Source organism: Lysobacter claricitrinus (genome assembly GCF_045866565.1).
GTDB lineage: Bacteria > Pseudomonadota > Gammaproteobacteria > Xanthomonadales > Xanthomonadaceae > Cognatilysobacter > Cognatilysobacter claricitrinus.
This window is the reverse complement of sequence record NZ_BAAFZV010000001.1, coordinates 259382-280460: the sequence shown is the minus strand read 5'-3', so window position 1 is coordinate 280460 and position 21079 is coordinate 259382. Positions and strand designations below refer to the sequence as shown.

Sequence of the window (21079 nt, the reverse complement as noted above, 5' to 3'; positions counted from 1 at the left end):
CAAGCCGCAGCGCGCTGCCGCGCAGGCGTTGCGAGCCCACGTCGCATTGACCACGTAGCTCATCGATCGGGCGGGTGGACGACCGATACACGGCGCCAAACGGCGCGCGCCGCGGAATGCCGGTCGACTGGATGACGCCACCCACGACATCAACCAGACACGTCGTCGCAACGACGTTCGAAATCAACCGTGCTTCGCCATCCGCTCAACCCGCGTGCGGCTGACGCGGTCATGCCACGTCATGCGGTCGCGGTCGAACCACGCCCACCAGAAGCCGATGCCGCCGAGCAGCAGCGAGAGCGTGCCGACTGCGTAGCGTCGAATCAGCGCGCGTCTATCCGGTGCCCCGTCGATGCCGACCACGCGAAGGCGCCACGGCCGCATGCCGAGCGTCTGTCCGCCGCGCGACCAGCTCGCCACCGCATACACGCCGGCAATGAGCCAGCAGACGATCCACAACAACAGCGCCGTCCACGATACGGGTCGGACGTATGCGCGCTCGGCATGCATCGCGATCGAATAGACGATGTTGAATAGCAGCGACGCGACCATCCACAGCGCCGCGACCGGCCAGAAGTCGTACGCCAGTGCGAACAGGCGCCAGCCGATGTAGGGGCGCGTGGAGGAAGTCGTCGATGCCATGCGATCAGGATAATGGCTAAGCTGCCGCGCATGGATGCAGACCGCGGAACGCGACGCGCCGGCGCGGTGGCCGCGCGCCGACAGGCAGCGAGGGCGATGCCGGAACTCGGCGCGTCGGATGCACAGCTGATCGATCGCCATCTTGATGCGGTCTGGGCGGAAACCGGGCTGTCGATGGCATCGCGTGACAGCTACCGGCGCGACCTCGGGGGCTTCGCGCGATGGCGCAATTGCGACGGCGCGCTCGCCGCCGCCACGCCCGCCGACCTGTCCGAATACCTCGCGCGACGCGCACGCGACGGCTACTCGCCGCGCAGCAACGCGCGCCTGTTGTCCGCCTTGCGCGGCTTCTTCGCCTGGTGCATACGCCAGCGCCTGCGCGCGGACGATCCGACCGCGCTGCTCGGTACGCCGATGCTGCCGCGCCTCCTGCCCAAGGCGCTGACCGAATCGCAGATCACCGCGTTGCTGGCCGCGCCGGACGTCGAAGCGCCGACAGGATTGCGCGACAAGGCAATGCTCGAACTGATGTACGCCACCGGACTTCGCGTGAGCGAGCTCGTCGGACTGGTCGCGCAGTCGGTGAACCTGCGGCAGGGCGCGTTGCGCGTCACCGGAAAGGGCAGTCGCGAGCGCCTCGTACCGATGGGCGAGGAAGCGCAGCACTGGCTGGAGCGCTACGCCGCGACGGCACGTCCCGTATTCGTCGGCAAAGGCCGCACATCGCCGTTCCTGTTCCTCGATGCGCACGGCGAGCCGCTCACGCGGCAACAGTTCTGGTTGACGGTGAAGCGCATGGCCGCGGTCGCCGGCATCGATCCGTCGCGCATTTCGCCGCACGGCCTGCGCCATAGCTTCGCGACGCATCTGCTCAACCATGGCGCCGACCTGCGCGCACTGCAGATGCTGCTCGGCCACAGCTCGCTGTCGACCACGCAGATCTACACGCTGGTGGCGCGCGAGAAGCTCAAGCAACTCCATCGCACACATCACCCGAGGGGGTGACGGCAGGCCGCTTACGCGGCACCGCCGCGTGGCCTGCCGGAACGCCCGCCGCGCTGCGGCGGGCAGGGCGTTCGTGGAGACCGGGTCGCGCCAAGTAAATCGATCGCGACGGCGGCACCGCCGCGTGGCCTGCCGGAACGCCCGCCGCGCTGCGGCGGGCCGGGCGTTCGTGGAGACCGGGTCGCGCCAAGTAAATCGATCGCGACGGCGGCACCGCCGCGTGGCCTGCCGGAACGCCCGCCGCGCTGCGGCGGGCCGGGCGTTCGCGGAGATCGGGTCGCGCCAAGTAAATCGATCGCGACGGCGGCACTGCCGCGTGGCCTGCCGGAACGCCCGCCGCGGCGCCGCGGGAAGGGTGTTCGTGGGGATCGGGTCGCGACGAGCAAATCGATCGCTACGGGCGGCACTGCCGCGTGACCTGCCGGAGCGCTCGGCACTACGCCTCGTTTCCTCACTGAAGCCCCGCCAACCCCGCCTCACGGCCGCTCGCCACCTGCGTGCCACAATCCGGGCTCCTGTCGCAGCCCCGGTTTCCGATGCGTCCTTTCCGCTCCTCGCTCGTCATCGCCGCGCTCGGCATCGCCAGCCTCGCCGCCTGCGCCAAGGTTCCGTCCGACAAGGCCGCGCAAGCGCCGAACGCCGCGACGCCGCTCGCGCGCACCGCCGGCTCGACGGTCGAAGTGAAACCGGCCGCCGGTACGCCGGAGGCCCGGGCCGTCGACGCGATTCACGTGCTGGAGCCGCGCGCGGTGGTCGAACACGTCGGCACCGCGCCGCTGCCGGGCTTCCGCGAGGTCGTGGTGGGTGGCCAGGTCGCCTACGTGACCGACGACGGCCACTACATGTTCATTCCCGGCGCCGGCGGCGCGCTGTACGACACGGTCAAGCAGGACAACCTCACCGAGGCGTCGCTCGGCCACCTGCGCCAGAAGCTGCTGCAGCAGATCCCCGTCAGCGACCGTATCGTGTTCGCGCCGCCGAATCCGAAGCACCGCGTCACGGTGTTCACCGACATCAGCTGCGGCTTCTGCCGCAAGTTCCACAGCGAGATCGCCGAGTACAACCGCCAGGGCATCGCGGTCGAATACGTGGCGTTTCCTCGCGCCGGCATCGGCAGCGAGGACTACCGCCAGATGGTGTCGGTCTGGTGCGCGCCCGACCGCAAGAAGGCGCTCACCGACGCCAAGAACGACCGCCTGCCGCCGATGCGCAGCTGCAGGAACCCGGTCGACATGGAGTACGACATCGGCCAGCGCGCCGGCCTGACCGGCACGCCGATGGTGATCGCCGACGACGGCACGCAGCTCGGCGGCTACGTCCCGCCGGACAAGCTGCGCGAGATCCTCGACAAGATGGAGCCGGCCAAGCCGGCCGGCTGAAGCCGGGCCGGCCAGCGGCCACGGGCGGGTACAATTGCGGGCCCTGCCGTCGCACGGTCCGTCGGACATGATCGTCCTCGAGGGCGCACCCGCCCTGTCGCCGTTTCGCCTGGAGCGGCTCCAAGCCCGTCTCCGCAGTCTCCACCCCGACGTTCGCCTGCTCGGCACCCGGCACACCTACTGGGTGCTGCCGGAGCCCGGCGCGCAGCCGGACGCCGCCAAGCTCGGCCAGATCCTCGAAGCCGGCGATGCGTTCGCCGACCGCGATGACGCTGCCGTCTCGCGCTACGTGACGCCGCGGCTCGGCACGCGTTCGCCGTGGTCGAGCAAGGCCACCGAACTGCTGCAGGGCGCCGGGCTGCCGGTGCAGCGCGTCGAGCGCGGCATGCGCATCGACGTCGCCGGCTGGCCGACCGACGCGACCACGCAGGGCGCGCTCGCCAAGGTGCTGCACGACCCGATGACGCAGTCGCTGCTCGACGCGCGCGAGGATGCCGTCGCGTTGTTCGAAGCGCCGTCGCGCGGCGATCTCGAACGCATCGCGCTGGACGACCTCGAAAACGCGAACACGCGACTCGGCCTGGCACTCGCCGACGACGAAATCGCGTATCTCCGCGACCGATACTCCGCGCTCGGCCGCGCACCGGCCGACGTCGAGCTGATGATGTTCGCGCAGGCGAACTCCGAGCACTGCCGCCACAAGATCTTCAACGCGACGTGGACGATCGACGGCGTCGACCGCCCGAAGTCGCTGTTCGGCATGATCCGCCACACGCACGCGACCACGCCTGCGCACACGTTGAGCGCGTACAGCGACAACGCCGCGGTGGTCGAAGGCTATCGCGCCAGGCGCTTCCGTCCGTCCGGCCCGAACTTCACCTATCGCAGCGAAGGCGAGGTCGAGTCGGCGTTCTGCATCAAGGTCGAGACGCATAACCATCCGACCGCGATCGCGCCGTTCCCCGGCGCGTCGACCGGTGCCGGCGGCGAGATCCGCGACGAAGGCGCGACCGGTCGCGGTGGCAAGCCGAAGGCCGGCCTCGCGGGTTTCTCGGTGTCGCACCTGCGCATTCCGACACTGCCGCAGCCGTGGGAAGCGCCGCGCGCGCTCAACCCGCGCATGGCGCCCGCACTCGAGATCATGCTCGACGGCCCGATCGGCGCCGCGGCGTTCAACAACGAATTCGGCCGTCCGAACCTGCTCGGCTACTTCCGCAGCTTCGAACTTGCCGAAGGCGACATCGCGCGCGCCTACGACAAGCCGATCATGCTCGCCGGCGGCCTCGGTGCGATCGATCGCATCCAGGTGCAGAAGCACGGCCTGCGCGACGGCGATGCCGTCGTCGTGCTCGGCGGCCCGGCGATGCTGATCGGTCTCGGCGGTGGCGCCGCGAGCTCGGTGGCGTCGGGTGAGAGCCAGGAAGCGCTCGATTTCGCCAGCGTGCAGCGCGACAACCCGGAGATGGAGCGTCGCTGCCAGGAAGTGATCGACCGCTGCGTCGGCCTCGGCGACAACAACCCCATCGCGACCGCGCACGACGTCGGTGCGGGCGGCCTGTCGAATGCCATTCCCGAACTGCTGCACGACAGCGACCTCGGCGGCGTGATCGATCTCGATCGCGTGCCGAGCGACGATCCGTCGCTGTCGCCGATGCAGCTGTGGAGCAACGAATCGCAGGAGCGTTACGTGCTCGGCCTGCCGCCGGAGCGCGTCGACGAATTCGCGGCCATCTGCGAACGCGAGCGTTGCCCGTTCGCGGTGGTCGGCTACGCGACGTCGGACGAGCGACTCGTCGTCGGGCATGGCGCGACGCGCGAGCGCGTCGCGGCCGGCGAAACCGGTTGGGCGATCGACATCCCGATGGACGTGCTGTTCGGCAAGCCGCCGAAGATGCATCGCGACACCGCGCACGCGGCGCCGGCGAAGTGGCCGTCGCTGAAATGGGGCGGGCTCGACCTGCGCGACGCCGGCCTGCGCGTGCTCGCGCATCCCACCGTTGCCTGCAAGAACTTCCTCGTCACGATCGGCGATCGCAGCGTCGGCGGACTTACCGCGCGCGACCAGATGGTCGGTCCGTGGCAGTTGCCGGTGGCCGACTGCGCGATCACGTTCAGCGGCTTCGACACCTACGTCGGCGAAGCGATGGCGCTCGGGGAGCGCACGCCGCTGGCACTGCTCGACTCCGCGGCCGCCGCGCGCATGGCGGTGGGCGAAGCGCTCACCAATCTGTGCGCCGCGCCGGTCGAATCACTGGACCGCATCAAGCTGTCGGCGAACTGGATGGCCGCCTGCGGTCACCCCGGCGAGGACGCGCTGCTGTTCGACGCGGTCAAGGCGATCGCGATGGAGCTGTGCCCCGCGCTCGAACTCGCGATCCCGGTCGGCAAGGATTCGCTGTCGATGCAGGCGCAGTGGCATGCCGACGGCGCGCCGCAGAAGTCGGTGTCGCCGGTGTCGCTGGTCGTCACCGCGTTCGCGCCGGTGACCGACGTGCGCCTGCAGTCCACGCCGCTGCTCGACCGCGAGGTCGACAGCGACCTGTGGCTGATCGGCCTCGGTGCGGGCAAGCAGCGCCTCGGTGGTTCGGTGCTCGCGCAATGCCATCCGCAGTCCGGTGGCGACGCCGCGTTCCCCGCGTTCGCCGGTGCCTCCGGGCACGATGATTTCGGCGTGCCCGATGTCGACGATCCGCAGCGCCTCGTCGAGTTCTTCGAGCTCATCCGCGCCGCGCGCCAGGCCGGCCTGATCCGCGCGTACCACGACCGCTCCGACGGCGGCGCGTTCGCCGCGTTCGCGGAGATGGCGTTCTGCTCGCGTACCGGCCTCGACATTTCGCTCGACGCCTGGGGCGACGATCCGTTCCGTTGCCTGTTCAACGAAGAACTCGGTGCGATCGTGCAGGTCGCAGTGGAGGATCGCGCGGAGTTCGCCGACCTCGTTGCGCAGCACGGTCTGATCGACTGCGCGCAGCGCGTTGCCAAGCCCACCACTTCGGCGCAGATCCGCGTGCGTCGCGAGGGCGAGACGATTGCCGAGTGGAGCTGGCAGGAGCTGTTCGACGCATGGTGGTCGGTGACGCACGCCATGCAGCGCCTGCGCGACAACCCCGACTGCGCGGACGAAGAGCGCGAGATCGCGCGCGACTTCGAGGCGAAGGGCCTGGTGCCGAAGCTGACGTTCGACCCGGCCGACGACGTCGCCGCACCGTACGTGAGCACCGGCGCGCGGCCGAAGGTGGCGATCCTGCGCGAGCAGGGCGTCAACGGCCAGATCGAAATGGCGTGGGCGTTCGACAAGGCGGGTTTCAGCGCAGTCGACGTGCACATGAGCGATCTGATCGCAGGGCGCGTGAACCTCGCTGATTTTGCCGGTCTCGCGGCGTGCGGTGGTTTCAGCTACGGCGACGTGCTCGGTGCGGGCCGCGGCTGGGCGACCAGTGCGCTGGAACGTGCCACGGTGCGTGATGCCTTCACCGCCTTCTTCGGTCGCGAGGACACGTTCGCCCTCGGCGTCTGCAACGGTTGCCAGATGATGTCGACACTCGCGCCGATGATTCCGGGTGCCGAGCATTTCCCGCGCCTGCTGCGCAATCGCAGCGAGCAGTTCGAAGCGCGCCTCGCGTTGCTGCAGATCAACGAGTCGCCGTCGATCTTCCTCAAGGGCATGGAAGGTTCGCGCATTCCCGTTGCCGTCTCGCATGGCGAAGGCCGCGTGCATTTCGACGACCCGGCCGCGCGCACGGCGATCGCCGTGTCGGCGCGTTACGTCGACGGCCGTGGCGAGCAGGCGTCGCAGTACCCGCTCAACCCGAATGGCGCGCACGATGCGATCGCCGGCTTCACGAGCCGCGATGGTCGCGTCACCCTGCTGATGCCGCACCCCGAACGCACGCTGCGCACGGCGAACCTGAGCTGGGCGCCGCGCGACTGGCCGGCCGACTCGCCGTGGCTGCGGATGTTCCGCAACGCGCGCGTGTGGGTCGGCGCGCACTGACCAAAAGGAAACGACATGGACGTCAACGCCGCACCGCCCACCGATTTCGACTTTGCCGTCGGCGAATGGACCGTCGTCCATCGCCGCCTCGCCGCACGCCTGCAAGGCAGCACCGAGTGGGTCGAATTCCCCGGCACGATGTCCACCCGCAAGGTGCTTGGCGGCTTCGGCAACGTCGAGGACAACCTGCTCGAACTTCCCGGCGACGCCTACCGCGCGGTCGCGTTGCGCTCGTTCGACCGCGATCGCGGTGTGTGGTCGATCTGGTGGCTCGACGGGCGTGCGCCGGGCGAGCTGGACGTGCCCGTCGTCGGCCGATTCGACGCCGGCATCGGCACGTTCTTCGCGGAAGCTGAACTGGACGGTCGACCGATCCGCATCCGCTTCATCTGGACGACGGTCGACGCCGACCATCCACGCTGGGAGCAGGCGTTTTCCGCGGATGGCGGTGCCACGTGGGAGACCAACTGGACCATGGACTTCACGCGCGTGAACAGCGCGCGGCAAGGCTGAGCGTGCGGCCGGCCTGCTACAGTCCGGCCGTCGTCAGGGAGGTGCGGGTGAACGCGGTCGTCGACTCCATCGAGGAACCCATCGGCGGTGATCCCGTCGAGGCGCGCATCGTCGCGCTGCTGATCGAGCGCGGCCGCCTGAAGGACGCCGACCTCGCACGCGCGCGTCGCCTGGAAGCCGAAACCGGCGGCTCGCTGCTCGCGTTGCTGGGTCGCCTTGGCCTGGTGTCCGAGCGCGACCACGCCGAAGCCGTCGCGGCAGTACTCGACCTGCCGATCATCGCCACGAAGGACCTGCCCGACCTGCCGCCCGAGAACCTCGTGCTGTCGCCGAAGTTCATGCGGCAATTCCATCTGTGCGCGATCCGCGAAGGCGACACCGCGATCGATGTATTGATGGCGGATCCGCAGGATGCGTACCAGCTCGATGCGCTGCGGCTTGCACTGGCACGTCCGCTGAATCCGGTTGTCGGACTGCGCTCGGAAATCGACGCGCTGGTCGAGCGCTGGCACGGCCAGGGCCGCAGTGCGATGGGTGCGATCGTCGACACCGCGGAAGGCGAGGGCGAACTCGACGACGTCGAACACCTGCGCGATCTCGCATCCGAAGCGCCCGTCATCCGCCTGGTGAACCTGGTGATCCAGCGCGCGGTCGAACTTCGCGCGTCGGACATCCATATCGAGCCGTTCGAAAACCAGCTGAAGGTGCGTTATCGCGTCGACGGCGTGTTGCACGAAGGCGAAAGCCCGCCGTCCAACCTCACCGCGGCGGTGATCAGTCGCATCAAGATCATGGCGCGGCTCAACATCGCCGAGCGCCGCCTGCCGCAGGACGGCCGCATCCAGATGCGCGTGCAGGGTCGCGAACTCGACCTGCGCGTCAGCACCGTGCCGACCTCGCATGGCGAGAGCGTGGTGATGCGACTGCTCGATCGCGAGTCGATCGTGCTGAGCTTCGAGAAGCTGGGTTTCACCGACAACTTCCTGTCCGAATTCCAGCGCGTGCTCGACCAGCCGCACGGCATCCTGCTGGTCACCGGCCCGACCGGTTCGGGCAAGACGACGACGCTGTACACGGCGCTCAGCAAGCTCAACACGCCGGACGTCAAGATCATCACGGTCGAAGACCCGGTCGAATACCAGATCGAGGGCATCAACCAGATCCAGGTGAAACCACAGATCGGCCTCGATTTCGCGAACGCGCTGCGATCGATCGTCCGCCAGGATCCGGATATCATCATGATCGGCGAAATGCGCGACCTCGAGACTGCGCGCATCGCGATCCAGTCCGCGCTCACCGGCCATCTGGTGCTGTCGACGCTGCACACGAACAACGCGGCCGGCGGCATCACGCGGCTGCTCGACATGGGCGTCGAGGACTACCTGCTCACGTCGACGATCAACGGCATCCTCGCGCAGCGCCTGGTGCGTCGCCTCGAGCCGACACATGCCGAGCGCTATCCCGCATCGCCGGAAGAGATCGAGAAGTTCGGCCTGCGCCGGCTGCAGCCGCAGGGCGACATCTACCTGTATCGACCGAAGCCGTCGCCGCTGGCGCCGACCGGTTATGCGGGCCGCACGACGATCATGGAATTCCTCGTCATGAACGACGAGTTGCGTCGTGCGGTGATGCGCCACGCGGGCATGGGCGAGATCGAACAGATCGCACGCGCCGCTGGCATGCGCACCATGTACGAGGATGGCATCGCCAAGGCGCTCGCGGGGCTGACGACCATCGAGGAAGTGCTGCGCGTGACGGAAGAGGCCTGAGCGACGCATGGCGCTGTATCGCTACAAGGCGCTCAACCCGCGCGGCGAAATGCTCGACGGGCAGATGGAGGCCGCGAGCGTCGACGAGGTCGTGCAGCGCCTGCAGGGGCAGGGGCACCTTCCCGTAGAAGCGAAACCGGCGAGCGAAGGCGGCGGACCTGCGTTCTGGCAGGGCCTGTTCAAGCCCAAGCCGTTCGGCGGTGCGCGGCTCGTGCAGTTCACGCAGCAGTTGTCGACGCTGCTCGGCGCAGGCCAACCGCTCGATCGCGCGCTGTCGATCCTCCTTGAACTGCCCGACGACGAAGCCGCGCGTCGCACCATCGCCGACATCCGCGAATCGGTGCGCGGTGGCGCGGCGCTGTCGACCGCGCTCGACCGTCAGCACGGCACGTTCTCGCGCCTGTACATCAACATGGTTCGCGCGGGCGAGGCGGGCGGCAACATGTCCGACACGCTTGCGCGCCTGGCGGACTACCTCGAACGCGCGCGCGCGCTGCAGGGCCGCGTCATCAACGCGATGATCTATCCGGCGATCCTGATGGTGATGGTCACGCTGAGCCTGCTGTTCCTGCTCGGCTACGTGGTGCCGCAGTTCGCGCAGATGTACGAAAGCCTGGGCGCGCAGCTTCCGTTGTTCACCAAGATCATCCTCGGCGTCGGCAATTTCGTTCGCGATTTCTGGATCGTCATCGTGGCCGCGCCCGCGGCGCTGCTGTGGTGGATCGAACGCAAGCGTCGTGATCCGGCATTCCGCTTCGCGTTCGACGGCTGGTTGCTGCGCCGCAAGTTCGCCGGGCTGCTGGTCGCGCGCATCGAGGTCGCGCGCCTCGCACGAACGCTCGGCACGCTTGTGCGCAACGGCGTGCCGCTGATCACCGCGCTCGGCATCGGCCGCAACGTGCTCGGCAACCGCGTGCTTGCCGACGATGTGGAGAAAGCGGCCGACGAAGTGAAGAATGGCGTCGCGCTGTCGACCGCGCTCGGTCGCGGCAAGCGCTTCCCGCGACTCGCGCTGCAGATGATCCAGGTCGGCGAGGAATCCGGCGCGCTCGACGCGATGCTGCTGCGCACGGCCGAAACCTTCGAGCATGAAACGGGGCTGGCGCTGGACCGCATGCTCGCGGCGCTGGTGCCGATCGTGACGATGGTGCTCGCGTTCGTGATCGGCACGGTGATCCTCGGCATCCTCGTCCCGATGTACGACCTCACCGGGCAGATCGGGTGAGCGATGCCCGCTTGCGCGGCCACGCCGCGTGGCGTCGCGAACGCCCGGCGCGCTGTGCCGGGCCGGAGTTCGAAGAAGCCGGCGTGCGAGGCGAAACGCGATAGTGATGCGGCACTGCCGCGTGACTGCCGGAACGTCCGGCGCGCTGCGCCGGGCCGGAGTTCGAAGAAGCCGGCGTGCGATGAACCCGGCAGTGCGATGCCGGCACCACAGCGCGACTCCGCGCTCGTGACTCCATCCGCCCCCGCATTGCGACGTCGGGAACCGACGACCTCCGCGCAGGTCCATCCACAGAGCGGTTGCGCCACGCGAAAACCTGAACAGCCCGGCCAGAATTCCCGCTTCACGTCACGAATTTGGTAAACAGTCGCCCTTCCCCACGAATCCACCCGCCATGCGCAATCGCCGTTCCCTGACCCGATCGCCCTCCCCGCGCGCCATGCAGCGCGGCATGAGCCTCATCGAGATCATCATCGTCATCGTGCTGATCGGCGTGGTGCTGACGTTCGTCGGCAGCCGCATCCTCGGCGGCGCGGATCGCGCGAAGGCCAATCTCGCGAAGTCCGAAGTGCAGACGCTCGCGCAGAAGATCGAGCAGTACAAGGAAGACGTGGGTCGTTATCCGACGGCACTGTCCGACCTCGCCGCGGCGCCGCAGGGCGCGACCGGCTGGCTCGGTCCGTATGCGAAGGAAGGCGAGCTGAAAGATCCGTGGGGCAATGCGATCAGCTACAAGGCGCCGGGCGACGATGGCCACGCGTTCGACGTGATCATCCTCGGCAAGGACGGCAAGCCCGGCGGCTCGAGCTACGACACCGACCTGCGCAACGAATGATCCGCATCGCGCCACGACGGACGGCAGCACCCGCCGCCCGACGTGCGCGCGGCATGTCGCTGATCGAGATCATCATCGTCATCGTGCTGATCGCGGTGATGAGCGTGCTCGCCGCCACCGCGATGACCGGCGGTTTCAAAGGCATGCAGTTGCGTTCGACGGCGAAGCAGATCGCCTCGCAGCTGCGTTTCACCCGCACGCGCGCGATCGCGACCGGGCAGACGCAGCGCTTCGTTATCCAGCCGAGCACGCACGCGTGGCAGGCGCCGGAAGGCCGCCACGGCGAGATTCCATCGACGCTGCGCGTATCGTTCGTCGGCGCGCGGCAGACGCGGCCGTCACCCGACGAAGGCGCGATCCTGTTCTTCGCCGACGGCGCGTCGACCGGCGGCCGCGTGCAGGTCGCGCGCGACGCTGCGGCATGGAACATCGATGTCGCATGGCTCACCGGCGAAGTGAAGCTGGTGCAGGCGGAGGCGCGATGATGCGACGCGAACGCGGCTACACGTTGATCGAAGTCGTCGTCGCATTCGGCGTGCTCGCCATCGCGTTGACGCTGCTGCTCGGCACGCTGACCAATTCGAGCCGCCAGGTGCGCTGGTCCGCCGATGCCGGTCGCGCGGCGCTGCTCGCGCAGTCCGTGCTCGACCAGGTCGACACCGACGGCCCGCTTCACGAAGGCGATCGCGACGGCGAACTCGAGGATGGCCGCTACCACTGGCAGCTGCATGTGCACCGCTACGAAGCGAACACGCCGGCGATGCAGCAACCCGTCGATCCGAACGCGCCGGTGCTGCTCGCGCTGGACCTGACCATGCGATGGGGCGACGGCGGCCCGCGCGAGCGGCTCGAACTGCATTCATTGCGGCTGGTGCCGGCCAATCTCGGCGGAGCACCGTCGACGTGAAGCACGCGCGCGGTTTCACCTTGGTCGAGATCCTGATCGCGACGGTGCTGCTCGCGCTCGGGCTTACGCTCGCCTTCGCCACGATCACCGGCGCGACCAGCGCCGCGCGTCGTGGCGAAGCGATGGCATCGAGCAGCGAACACATCCGCGCGGTGCAGGGCTTCCTGCGTCGACGCATCGCGAGCGCGCGCGCCGTGCCGTTCCAGATCGATTCGGCGACGGGGCAACCGATGCGTTTCGCCGGCGATCGCGAGCGCATGCGCTTCGTTTCCGACCTGCCGGACTACATCGGCCGCGGCGGCCCGAGCGTGCACGACCTGCGCGTCGAGCGCATGCCGTCGGGCGACGGCGTGCGGCTGACGCTCGGTCTCGCCGTCGTGCAGCCGGGCGATGCGGCGGCGACGGTCCCCGATCGCGCGCCCGAGCTTCTCGCCGAAAACCTGCGCAGCGTGGAGTTCCGCTATCGCGGTGTCGCCGAGGACGGCAAGCCCGCCGAATGGCAGGACGACTGGACGACCACCGAGCAACTTCCGCTGCTCGTCGAAATCCGCGTCACCGGCGCTGACGGCAAGCCGTGGCCGGTGCTCGACGTCGCGCCACGCCTGGCCGCCGCGTACGCCACGGGGATTACGCGATGACGCGTCAGTCGCGCGGCGCCGCACTGCTGTTGGTGCTGTGGCTGATGGTGCTGCTGATCGCGCTGGTCGGCGCGTTCTCGCTTACCGCGCGCACCGAAGGCATGCAGGGGCGCGCGCTGGTCGACGGCGTGCAGGGGGACGAGATCGCGCGTGCGGGACTTGAATACGCGCTCACCCGCGTATCGCAACCTGACCCGCGCCAGCAGTGGCGTCCCGATGGGCGCGCCTACAAATGGACCTTCGACGACGCCGACGTCGAGATCCGCATCGTCGACGAGGACGCGAAGGTCGATCTCAACCACGCCGATCCGCCGTTGCTGGTCGGGCTGTTCACCGCGGTGGGCATCGAGCGCCCGCGGGCCGAGAAACTCGCCGGTGCCGTGGTCGACTGGCGCGATGTCGACCAGCTCACGCAGCCGTCGGGCGGCGCGGAGGACCAGGACTACGCGTCCGCCGGCCTCGACTACGGTGCGAAGGACGCCGACTTCGAGAGCAGCGCCGAACTGCTGCAGGTGCTGGGCTTCACCGGCGACGATTTCCGCAAGCTCGCGCCTTACGTGACGGTGTTCAGTGGCCGTGGACGCCCGGAACCCGCATTCGCCGCGGCCCCGGTGCTCACCGCGATGGGCATGGACGGCAAAGCGATCGTCCAGCAACGCGAGGCGTGGGATCCGTCCAGCGGGCAACCCCTGCCGGGTATTCCGGGCGGCGAAAGCTCGCAGGCGTTCGGAAGCGGAACGTATAGTATCGAGAGCCGGGCCCGGCTTCGTGGCGGACGCATCGCCACGCTGGGCGCGGTAGTACGCACCGGGGGCAGCGCCATTCCGGGGATGGCCTACACACCGTTGCGTTGGGAGGAGGGGGTTCCGTCACCATGACCTCGGTTCTCGAGGGCCGGATGCGCGGCCTCGGGCGGTTCGCCGCCCGCCTGGGCCCGCAGGCCACCAGCCTGCGCGGGTTGCTCGCCTGGTGGGGCCATGCGCTCGCCGCGTGGCTGCCCGTGCGCGTGCGCCGCGCGTTGGGCGTCGATCGCGGCCGTCTTCTCCTGATGCCGCTCGCCGACGGCGACGTGCGCCTGCAATTGCAGCGCGACGGCGAACTGCGCGAGCTCGGGCGCCTGCCGGCGCTGGCCGATGCGCCGGGCGACGACCCGCTCGCCACGGTCCTCAGCTCCAACGCGGTCGACCTGCCGCGCTGGCTCGTGTTGCCGGCCACCGCCGCGCTCGTGCGTCGACTCGCGCTGCCGTCCGCCGCTAGCGATCGCCTGCGCGACGTCATGCGCTTCGAACTCGACCGCCAGACGCCGTTCGCGGCGGAAGACGTGCTGTACGACGCGCGTCTCGCCGGTCGTCGCCCCGATGGCCAGCTCGACGTGGAACTCGTTGCGGCGCCGCGCGTTCGCGCCGAACCCATGCTCGCAGCACTCGGCCCGCTTGCCGGACGACTCGCTGGCGTGGACGTGCTGGATGTCGACGGCACGCCGCGCGGCGTCAACCTGCTCGATCCCGCGGCGCGTCGTCGCCAGCGCGATCCGTGGCAGGTGTGGAATCGCGTGCTCGCCGGTGTCGGCGTCATCGCGATCGCCTTCATGCTGGTGACGGTGCTCGACAACCGTCGCCGCGCCGCCGACGAACTCGAACACGACGTGCGCGCCCACGGCGCGCCGGCACGCATGGCTGCGCAGCAACGCGAGGCGCTGGTCGAGCTCGTCGCCGGCCAGGCCTTCCTCGACAAGCGCCGCGCGGAACAGCCGACCGCGATCGAGGTGATGGACGAAGTGAGCCGTCGCCTGCCGGACGGCACCTATCTCGAAAAGCTCGCCATGGAAGGGGATCGCTTGACGCTGATCGGCCTGAGCAACCAGGCGCCGTCGCTGGTGAACAACCTGGAAGGCGCGCCGCTGTGGCGTTCGCCCGCGCTGGCGGGCGCGCTGCAGCCCGATCCCGCGACCAACCGCGATCGCTTCACGCTGACCGCCGAACTCGGTCGCGGCGCCGCGAAAAAGACGGAGGCGTCGAAGTGACGCCGGTCGTGACCGATCGCGAACGCTGGCTGGCGCTCGGCCTGCTCGTCGCCGCGTTGCTGATCGCGTACGGCGTGCTGATCCATCCATGGTGGACGGTGCCGATGCGCGAGGTCGGCGCACGCATCGAGCAGTTGCAGGAACGCGACGCGCGGCTTCGCGCCGAACTCGCGCAGGCGCCCGCCGTGCAGCGTCGACTGCAGGAAGCGCAGCAGCGCCTCGCGACGCGCCCCGGTTTCCTGCCCGAAGCGACGCCGGAACTCGCCGTCGCCGGGCTCGTGCAGCGGCTCGAAACGGTCGTCGCGCAGGCGAGTCCGGGCAATCGCAGCTGCCAGATCAGCAATCGCTCACCGTTGCAGAACGAATCCGGCGAGACGTACACACGCGTCGCCGTGCAGGTGCGCCTGCGTTGCGGCACCCCGGAACTCGCCGCGGTGCTGCACGCGCTGGAAGCCGGCACGCCGCGACTGTTCGTCGAGAACCTCAACATCCTCGCGCAGCGTTTCTTCGGTGGCATGGAAGCGAACGCGCGCGACGGCGGGCTCGACGTGAGCTTCGACCTCGTCGGCTACCTGCGTCCCGCCGGCGCGATCGTTGACGGTGCCGTTTCGCCATCATCCGCGGCGATGCCGGTGACCACGCCGGCACCTGCACCGATGTCGGCCGGCCCGGTTCCCGCGCCCGCGGCGACGACGATGCCGCCTCCCAATCCCGCCGACGTTGCCGCACCGCCGCGCTCGATGATCACCGGGCCGTCGTTGCCGCCGCCCGCGCCGTTGCCGGTGCCGGCCGCGCCGCAGGGCGCACCAACGCCTGCCAACCCGCCCGATGCGACTCCGCCGTCAGGAGGCCCCGGTGCGCCTTGATCACGTCGCCCCGCGCACGCTCCTGCTCGGCGCATTCGCCGGTTGGGCGCTGCTCGCCTGGGTGCTGGCGCTGGCCGGCATGGGCGCGCACCTGCCCGAGGGCAAGGGCGGTGCGATCGAGGGCAGCCGCATCCCCACGCTGCCGGCGGACAACGCGTCGCCCGCACTCGGCCCGATCGCCCAGTACGGCGAGATCGCCGCGCGACCACTGTTCGCGACCGATCGCCGCCCGCATCCGTTCTCGCTGGTCGCCGAAAACGGCGCCGCCGACACGCCGACCGAGTTCGACCTGGTGCTGACCAGCGTGCTGATCACGCCGCAGACGAGCATGGCGATCGTGCAGAAACCGGACGGCAGCGAGTCGTGGCGGGTGAAGATCGGCGATGCGCCGGATTCGCGCCCGGCATGGCGTCTGGTATCGCTGCACCCGCGTAGCGCCGTGTTCGAAGGCCCCGAGGGGCAGAAGGAACTCACGCTGCGCGTGTATGACGGCAAGGGCGGCGCGTCGCCGACGTCGCCGATGACCGCGCCGCCGATCAATCCGGTGCAGATGCCCGGGCCGGTCGCCGCCGCACCCGCGCCGCCGACCGACGCCACCTCCGCGCCCGATCCCGCGCAGATCGAGCAGATCCGCCAGCGCATCGAAGCCCGCCGCGAGGAAATGCGCCGGCAGGCACAGCACGCCAACCCGCCCGCGACGGCCGCACCGCCGCCGTCGACCCGCTGAGTCCCGCGATGACCTTCCTGCCTGCCACCTCCGTCCTCCGCCCGGCGTTGCGCCATTCGACCGTCGCGCTCGCGATCGTGTCGATCCTCGCCGGCTGCACCACGGTCACGCCGCCGGTCGTGCGTCGCGACGGCCGACTCGACGGCCCCGTCGCCGGTACGTCGTCCGCGCCGACCGACGCGGTCGTGACCTCGCACGACGGCGTCACCACCGCGCCGCTGGAGACGCACGACGAGGGCCCGCGCGCACAGATCCGTCGCGGCACGGGAACCGTCATCAACAACCGCGTCGCCAGTGCGCCACCGTCGCGCCTGGGCGGCAGCAGCGGCGCGGCGACGTTCAACTTCGAGGGCGAGTCGGTGCAGGCGGTGGTCAAGGCCATCCTCGGCGACATGCTCGGCCAGAACTACGTGATCGCGCCGGGCGTGCAGGGCACGGTGACGCTCGCAACGCCCAAGCCGGTGAGCCCGGCCGAAGCGCTGAACCTGCTCGAGATGGTGCTGGGCTGGAACAACGCGCGCATGGTCTACAGCGGTGGCCGCTACAACATCGTGCCGGCCGACCAGGCACTGGCCGGTACCGTCGCGCCGCGCACCGGCCCCGCGTCGACCGCACGTGGCTTCGAAGCGCGCACCGTGCCGCTGAAGTTCGTGTCGGCGACGGAGATGGAGAAGATCCTCAAGCCGTATGCGCGGCCGAACTCCATCGTCAATGTCGACAACGCGCGCAACGTGATCACCGTGGCTGGCACGCGCGCGGAACTCGAGAACTACCTGCGTACGATCGAGACGTTCGACGTCGACTGGCTGGCCGGCATGTCGGTCGGCGTTTTCCCGCTGCAGTCGGGCCGCGCGTCGCGCGTGGTCGCCGATCTCGAGAAGGTATTCGGCGAGACCAGCAAGTCGCCGGTGTCCGGCATGTTCCGCTTCATGCCGCTGGAAGGCGCGAACGCGATCCTGGTCATCACGCCGCAGGCCGCGTATCTCGACGACATCCAGCAGTGGCTGGAACGCATCGATGGCGCCGGCAGCGAACCGCGCCTGTATTCGTACGAACTGAAATACATCAAGGCGAAGGACTTGGCCGATCGCCTGTCGGAAGTATTCGGCGGTGGCGCGCGCGGCAACGGTGGCGACACCGGTGCGCAGCCGACGCTGATGCCCGGGCTGGATTCGACTGAATTGCGCGACACAGACGGCGGTTCCAGCGCCAGCATCGGCCAGACGCCGACGTCGTCCGACACCAGCGGTACCGGTTCCACGGGCGGCGGAATGTCGTCGTCGCTTTCGCTCGATCCACGCCAGAACGGCAATGGCTCGGTGACGTTCGACGTCGACGGCCAGCACGTCGGCGTGTCCGCGGTCGACGAAACCAATTCGCTGCTGGTGCGCAGCACGCCGCAGGCGTGGGCGTCGATGCGCGACGTGATCGAACGCCTCGACGTCATGCCGATGCAGGTGCAGATCGAAGCGCAGGTGGTCGAAGTGCAGTTGAGCGGCGCGCTGCAGTACGGCGTCAACTGGTTCTTCGAACAGGCGGTGAGCGATCCGGTATCGTCCGGCGGCGCGGGCCTGCCGAATGCCGCCGGACGCAACATCTGGGGCGATCTCAAGGGCAGCATCCGCCCCGCCGACGTCACCAATCCCGGCCTGGCGTGGACGTTCCTCGGCAAGAACGCCGCGGCCGTCATCAACGCGCTCGACCAGGTCACCGACCTGCAGCTGCTGCAGACGCCGTCGGTGTTCGTGCGCAACAACGCCGAAGCCACGCTCAACGTCGGCAGTCGCATCCCGATCTCGTCGGTGACGGTCGATCCGGGCACCGGCACCGGCGGCGTGACCTACAGCCAGGTGCAGTACCTCGACACCGGCATCATCCTCAAGGTGCGTCCGCGCATCACGCGCGACGGCATGGTGTTCCTCGACATCGTGCAGGAAGTGAGCTCGCCCGGCACCGTCGCCGACCGCAACGGCAACGTGCGCATCGACACCCGCAAGGTGAAGACGGAAACCGCGGTGCAGAGCGGCGACACGGTGATGCTCGCCGGCCTCATCAGCGATGGCGTGCAGCGCGGTTCGTCGGGCTTCCCGGGGCTGAGCCGCATCCCGGTGGTGGGTGGCCTGTTCGGTCGACAGAACTCGCGCACCGATCGCAACGAAGTCATCGTGCTGCTGACGCCGACCGTCGTGCGCAATCCGCAGGAAGTGCGCGACCTCACCGACGACTACACCCGACGCTTCCGCGCGATGGAGCCGCTGCACCGCAAGCAGAAGGTGCGCGGCGGCATCGAGGTGCGCTGACACGGTGACCGACATGGCCGCGGCGGCGCACGGCGACGCCCTGCCCATCGTGGTGATCCCGGTGGGCGTCGACGATGCCGCGCTCGACGGTTGCCTCGCCGCGCTCGAAGCCACCACGCCTGCCGGAACGCGGGTGTGGCTCGCCGATGATGCATGCGGTGGACCGCGCGTGCGGGCCGTCATCGATGCATGGCGAGCGACGACACGCATGAGCGCCGACTACAGCCGACGCGCGCGACCACTCGGCGAAGCCGCGCATCTCGCCGAGATCCTGCGTGCATGCGGCGACGCCGATGTCGTGGTCCTCGCCGACGACGCACGGCCCGCGCCCGGCTGGCTGACGCGCATGGCGCGCTGCCTGCACGACAACCCGAAGGCGTCGACGGTCACACCGTGGAGCAACGCGGGCGAGACCGCGGCATGGCCGCGCCTGGGCGATGTCGCGCCGCTCCCCGACGATTCAGCGCGGCTGGCCGACGTGCTTGTCGAAGCTGCACTCGAACCGGCGCCACTGCCGGCCGCGGTGGGACATGCCGTACTGATCCGCGGTGGCGCGTCCCGCTCCGTCGGCGGCATCGACGCCACCAGCTACGCATCGTGGTACGCGGCGCTGATCGATCTCTGCCTGCGCCTGCAGGCGTTCGGTGGCGTCGACCTGCTGTGCATGCAGGCCTACGTCGGTCGCGTGGACGAAGGCCGCCCGTCGGACGGCGATCTCGATCGCGTCGCCGCGCGATGGCCACACTGGAACACGCGGCTCGCGGAATTCCTGATGGACGATCCGTTGCGCGGACAACGCGACCACATCGTCGAAGCGCTCGCGCAACGTGCCAGCGGCGATGCGCAAGCCGATCTGTTCGGTGTCGTGCCATGAGCGGTGATGGCATCGCCGTCGTGGTCGTCACCTACCGCAGCGCGGAGACGATCGAACTCTGCCTGCAACGCCTGCGCACGGCCGACGGTGTCACCGCGATCCGCGTGGTCGACAACGCATCGGACGACGGGACGCTCGGAATCGTGCAGCGCTTCGCGGCGCGCGAGTCGCGCCTGAAGTTCGTCGCCAATCCCGACAACCCGGGCTTCGCCGTCGCCTGCAACCAGGGCGCGCGCGATACGGATGCGCCGTGGATCGCCTTCGTCAATCCCGACTGCCTGGTCGAACGTGACACGCTCGCGCGCATGCGCACCGTCGCCGGCAGCATCGCGCCCGCGTTGCTGGGCTGCGAGCTCGTCGATGAAGACGGCGTCCCCGATGCCGCGGCGCGGCGTCGCGATCCCGACTTCGCGCGCATGCTGGCGGGCGAGGGCACGGACCTGTCGATACCGTCGACCGGCGAACCTGTGCAGCGCGTCGACGCCGTGTCCGGCGCGCTGATGCTGGTGCCGCGTTCGCTGTTCGACGCCGTGCACGGCTTCGACGAAGGCTACCGCCTGCACGCCGAGGATCTCGACCTGTGCCGACGCGTGCGCGATGCCGGCGCAACCGTCGCCGTCGCCAATGGCGTGCGCGTGGTGCACCTGCGCGGCGTGTCGAGTCGCTCGCGGCCGTTCTTCGTCGAATGGCACAAGCATCGCGGCCTGTGGCGCTACTTCTCGCGCTTCGAGGCCCCGCATCGCAGCGCGCCGTTGCGCATCGTCATCGCGATGGTGATCGCGGCGCGCTTCGTCGTGGCGTCGCTGCGCGCATGGTGGCGCAGCGTCAGCTGATCACGGGCTCAGCTTGAACTTGAGCTGCAGGCCGAGCGTGTTCGGCGTCGAACCGGGAATGCGTGGCAGGTAGATCAGGTTCAAGCCGACACGGCGGTATTCGGCCTTGGCCACCAGCGCGCCCGCCGGCGCCGCATTGCCGTTGTTGTACCCGGGATAGCCGCTGACCAGGCCCACCATCGCGCCGAGTCGCACGTGCCGGCCCAGCGACAGCGGCGTGTAGTGGTAAAGCGCGTACCACGAGTCCTCGTACACCGAGTTGCGGAAATAGCCGACCGACGCCGCGTGCCGCGGCTGCCACTGCACTTCCACGCCCGCGCCGTAATTGTTCTGGTTGAAGTGCGTGCCCGGCCCGAGATAGTCGTCGGCACTCTCGAAGTGATGCGAGGCGACGTTGACGTCCACCCACCACTCGGGGCGCGACGCGGAGCTAGCCTCCTGCGCCAGTGCAGGCGACGCGATGGCAAGAAGTAGCAGCGCGGGTGCGACGCGGTTCGTCATGGCGGTCTCCGTCGTTCGACGGAACGCTAGCAGCCGGTCGTGCCGCGC

The 21079-nt window shown here is 69.3% G+C and carries 18 protein-coding genes and 1 pseudogene; 17 read left to right on the top strand and 2 right to left on the bottom strand.

Annotated elements, in window-relative coordinates; genetic code table 11:
* Nucleotides 1-183: 183 nt before the first annotated feature.
* Entirely contained in the window at nt 184-642 is a 459-nt protein-coding gene (locus tag ACKTTN_RS01205) for an RDD family protein (RefSeq protein WP_407908047.1), read from the bottom strand.
* 12 nt (nt 643-654) lie between these two features.
* Between ACKTTN_RS01205 and xerD the strand changes: the two genes are divergently transcribed.
* The 17 genes and pseudogenes from xerD to ACKTTN_RS01120 all read left to right on the top strand — a co-directional run bounded on the left by xerD (nt 655) and on the right by ACKTTN_RS01120 (nt 20530).
* On the top strand, nt 655-1647 hold the full coding sequence (gene xerD / locus ACKTTN_RS01200; protein ID WP_407908046.1) for a site-specific tyrosine recombinase XerD: 993 nt from the start codon (nt 655-657) through the stop codon (nt 1645-1647).
* A 536-nt stretch (nt 1648-2183) separates the two neighbouring features.
* Entirely contained in the window at nt 2184-3026 is an 843-nt protein-coding gene (locus ACKTTN_RS01195; protein WP_407908045.1) for a DsbC family protein, read from the top strand.
* 67 nt (nt 3027-3093) lie between these two features.
* Complete coding sequence (gene purL / locus ACKTTN_RS01190; protein ID WP_407908044.1) at nt 3094-7020, top strand: phosphoribosylformylglycinamidine synthase; 3927 nt, start codon at nt 3094-3096, stop codon at nt 7018-7020.
* A 15-nt stretch (nt 7021-7035) separates the two neighbouring features.
* A complete protein-coding gene (locus ACKTTN_RS01185) occupies nt 7036-7533 on the top strand; it encodes a DUF1579 family protein (protein WP_407908043.1) in 498 nt (165 codons plus the stop codon).
* Between the two features lie 68 nt (nt 7534-7601).
* Nucleotides 7602-9302, top strand: a complete 1701-nt coding sequence (gspE, locus tag ACKTTN_RS01180; protein WP_407908691.1) for a type II secretion system ATPase GspE — start codon at nt 7602-7604, stop codon at nt 9300-9302.
* A 7-nt stretch (nt 9303-9309) separates the two neighbouring features.
* The gene (gene xpsF / locus ACKTTN_RS01175; RefSeq protein WP_407908042.1) at nt 9310-10527 is read left to right on the top strand and encodes a type II secretion system protein XpsF; all 1218 of its coding nucleotides are present in this window, start codon (nt 9310-9312) and stop codon (nt 10525-10527) included.
* A gap of 394 nt (nt 10528-10921) precedes the next feature.
* Complete coding sequence (gene gspG, locus ACKTTN_RS01170; protein ID WP_407908041.1) at nt 10922-11362, top strand: type II secretion system major pseudopilin GspG; 441 nt, start codon at nt 10922-10924, stop codon at nt 11360-11362.
* Complete coding sequence (gene xpsH, locus ACKTTN_RS01165; RefSeq protein WP_407908040.1) at nt 11359-11847, top strand: type II secretion system protein XpsH; 489 nt, start codon at nt 11359-11361, stop codon at nt 11845-11847. The genes gspG and xpsH overlap by 4 nt, the downstream gene beginning before the upstream one ends.
* Nucleotides 11847-12269 (top strand): type II secretion system protein XpsI, encoded by a 423-nt coding sequence (gene xpsI, locus ACKTTN_RS01160; protein ID WP_407908039.1) that lies wholly within the window; start codon nt 11847-11849, stop codon nt 12267-12269. The genes xpsH and xpsI overlap by 1 nt, the downstream gene beginning before the upstream one ends.
* A complete protein-coding gene (locus tag ACKTTN_RS01155; RefSeq protein WP_407908038.1) occupies nt 12266-12907 on the top strand; it encodes a prepilin-type N-terminal cleavage/methylation domain-containing protein in 642 nt (213 codons plus the stop codon). The genes xpsI and ACKTTN_RS01155 overlap by 4 nt, the downstream gene beginning before the upstream one ends.
* Nucleotides 12904-13785 (top strand): type II secretion system minor pseudopilin, encoded by an 882-nt coding sequence (locus ACKTTN_RS01150; protein ID WP_407908037.1) that lies wholly within the window; start codon nt 12904-12906, stop codon nt 13783-13785. Before ACKTTN_RS01155 ends, ACKTTN_RS01150 begins: the two co-directional genes overlap by 4 nt.
* A complete protein-coding gene (locus ACKTTN_RS01145) occupies nt 13782-14930 on the top strand; it encodes a PilN domain-containing protein (protein ID WP_407908036.1) in 1149 nt (382 codons plus the stop codon). Before ACKTTN_RS01150 ends, ACKTTN_RS01145 begins: the two co-directional genes overlap by 4 nt.
* A pseudogene (gspM, locus tag ACKTTN_RS01140) lies at nt 14927-15580 on the top strand (type II secretion system protein GspM); the annotation flags it as partial. The gene ACKTTN_RS01145 and the pseudogene gspM, both read left to right, overlap by 4 nt.
* A 205-nt stretch (nt 15581-15785) precedes the next feature.
* Nucleotides 15786-16523: a hypothetical protein gene (locus ACKTTN_RS01135; protein WP_407908035.1), complete on the top strand. Its 738-nt coding sequence runs from the start codon at nt 15786-15788 to the stop codon at nt 16521-16523.
* Nucleotides 16524-16531: 8 nt separating this feature from the next.
* Entirely contained in the window at nt 16532-18823 is a 2292-nt protein-coding gene (gene gspD / locus ACKTTN_RS01130) for a type II secretion system secretin GspD (RefSeq protein WP_407908034.1), read from the top strand.
* Between the two features lie 13 nt (nt 18824-18836).
* Nucleotides 18837-19697: a glycosyltransferase family 2 protein gene (locus ACKTTN_RS01125; RefSeq protein WP_407908690.1), complete on the top strand. Its 861-nt coding sequence runs from the start codon at nt 18837-18839 to the stop codon at nt 19695-19697.
* Nucleotides 19694-20530, top strand: coding sequence for a glycosyltransferase family 2 protein (locus ACKTTN_RS01120; RefSeq protein ID WP_407908033.1), 837 nt, complete (start codon nt 19694-19696; stop codon nt 20528-20530). Before ACKTTN_RS01125 ends, ACKTTN_RS01120 begins: the two co-directional genes overlap by 4 nt.
* Here the strand turns inward: ACKTTN_RS01120 and ACKTTN_RS01115 are convergent, their stop codons facing one another.
* Nucleotides 20531-21031: a hypothetical protein gene (locus ACKTTN_RS01115; protein ID WP_407908032.1), complete on the bottom strand. Its 501-nt coding sequence runs from the start codon at nt 21029-21031 to the stop codon at nt 20531-20533.
* Nucleotides 21032-21079 lie beyond the last annotated feature (48 nt).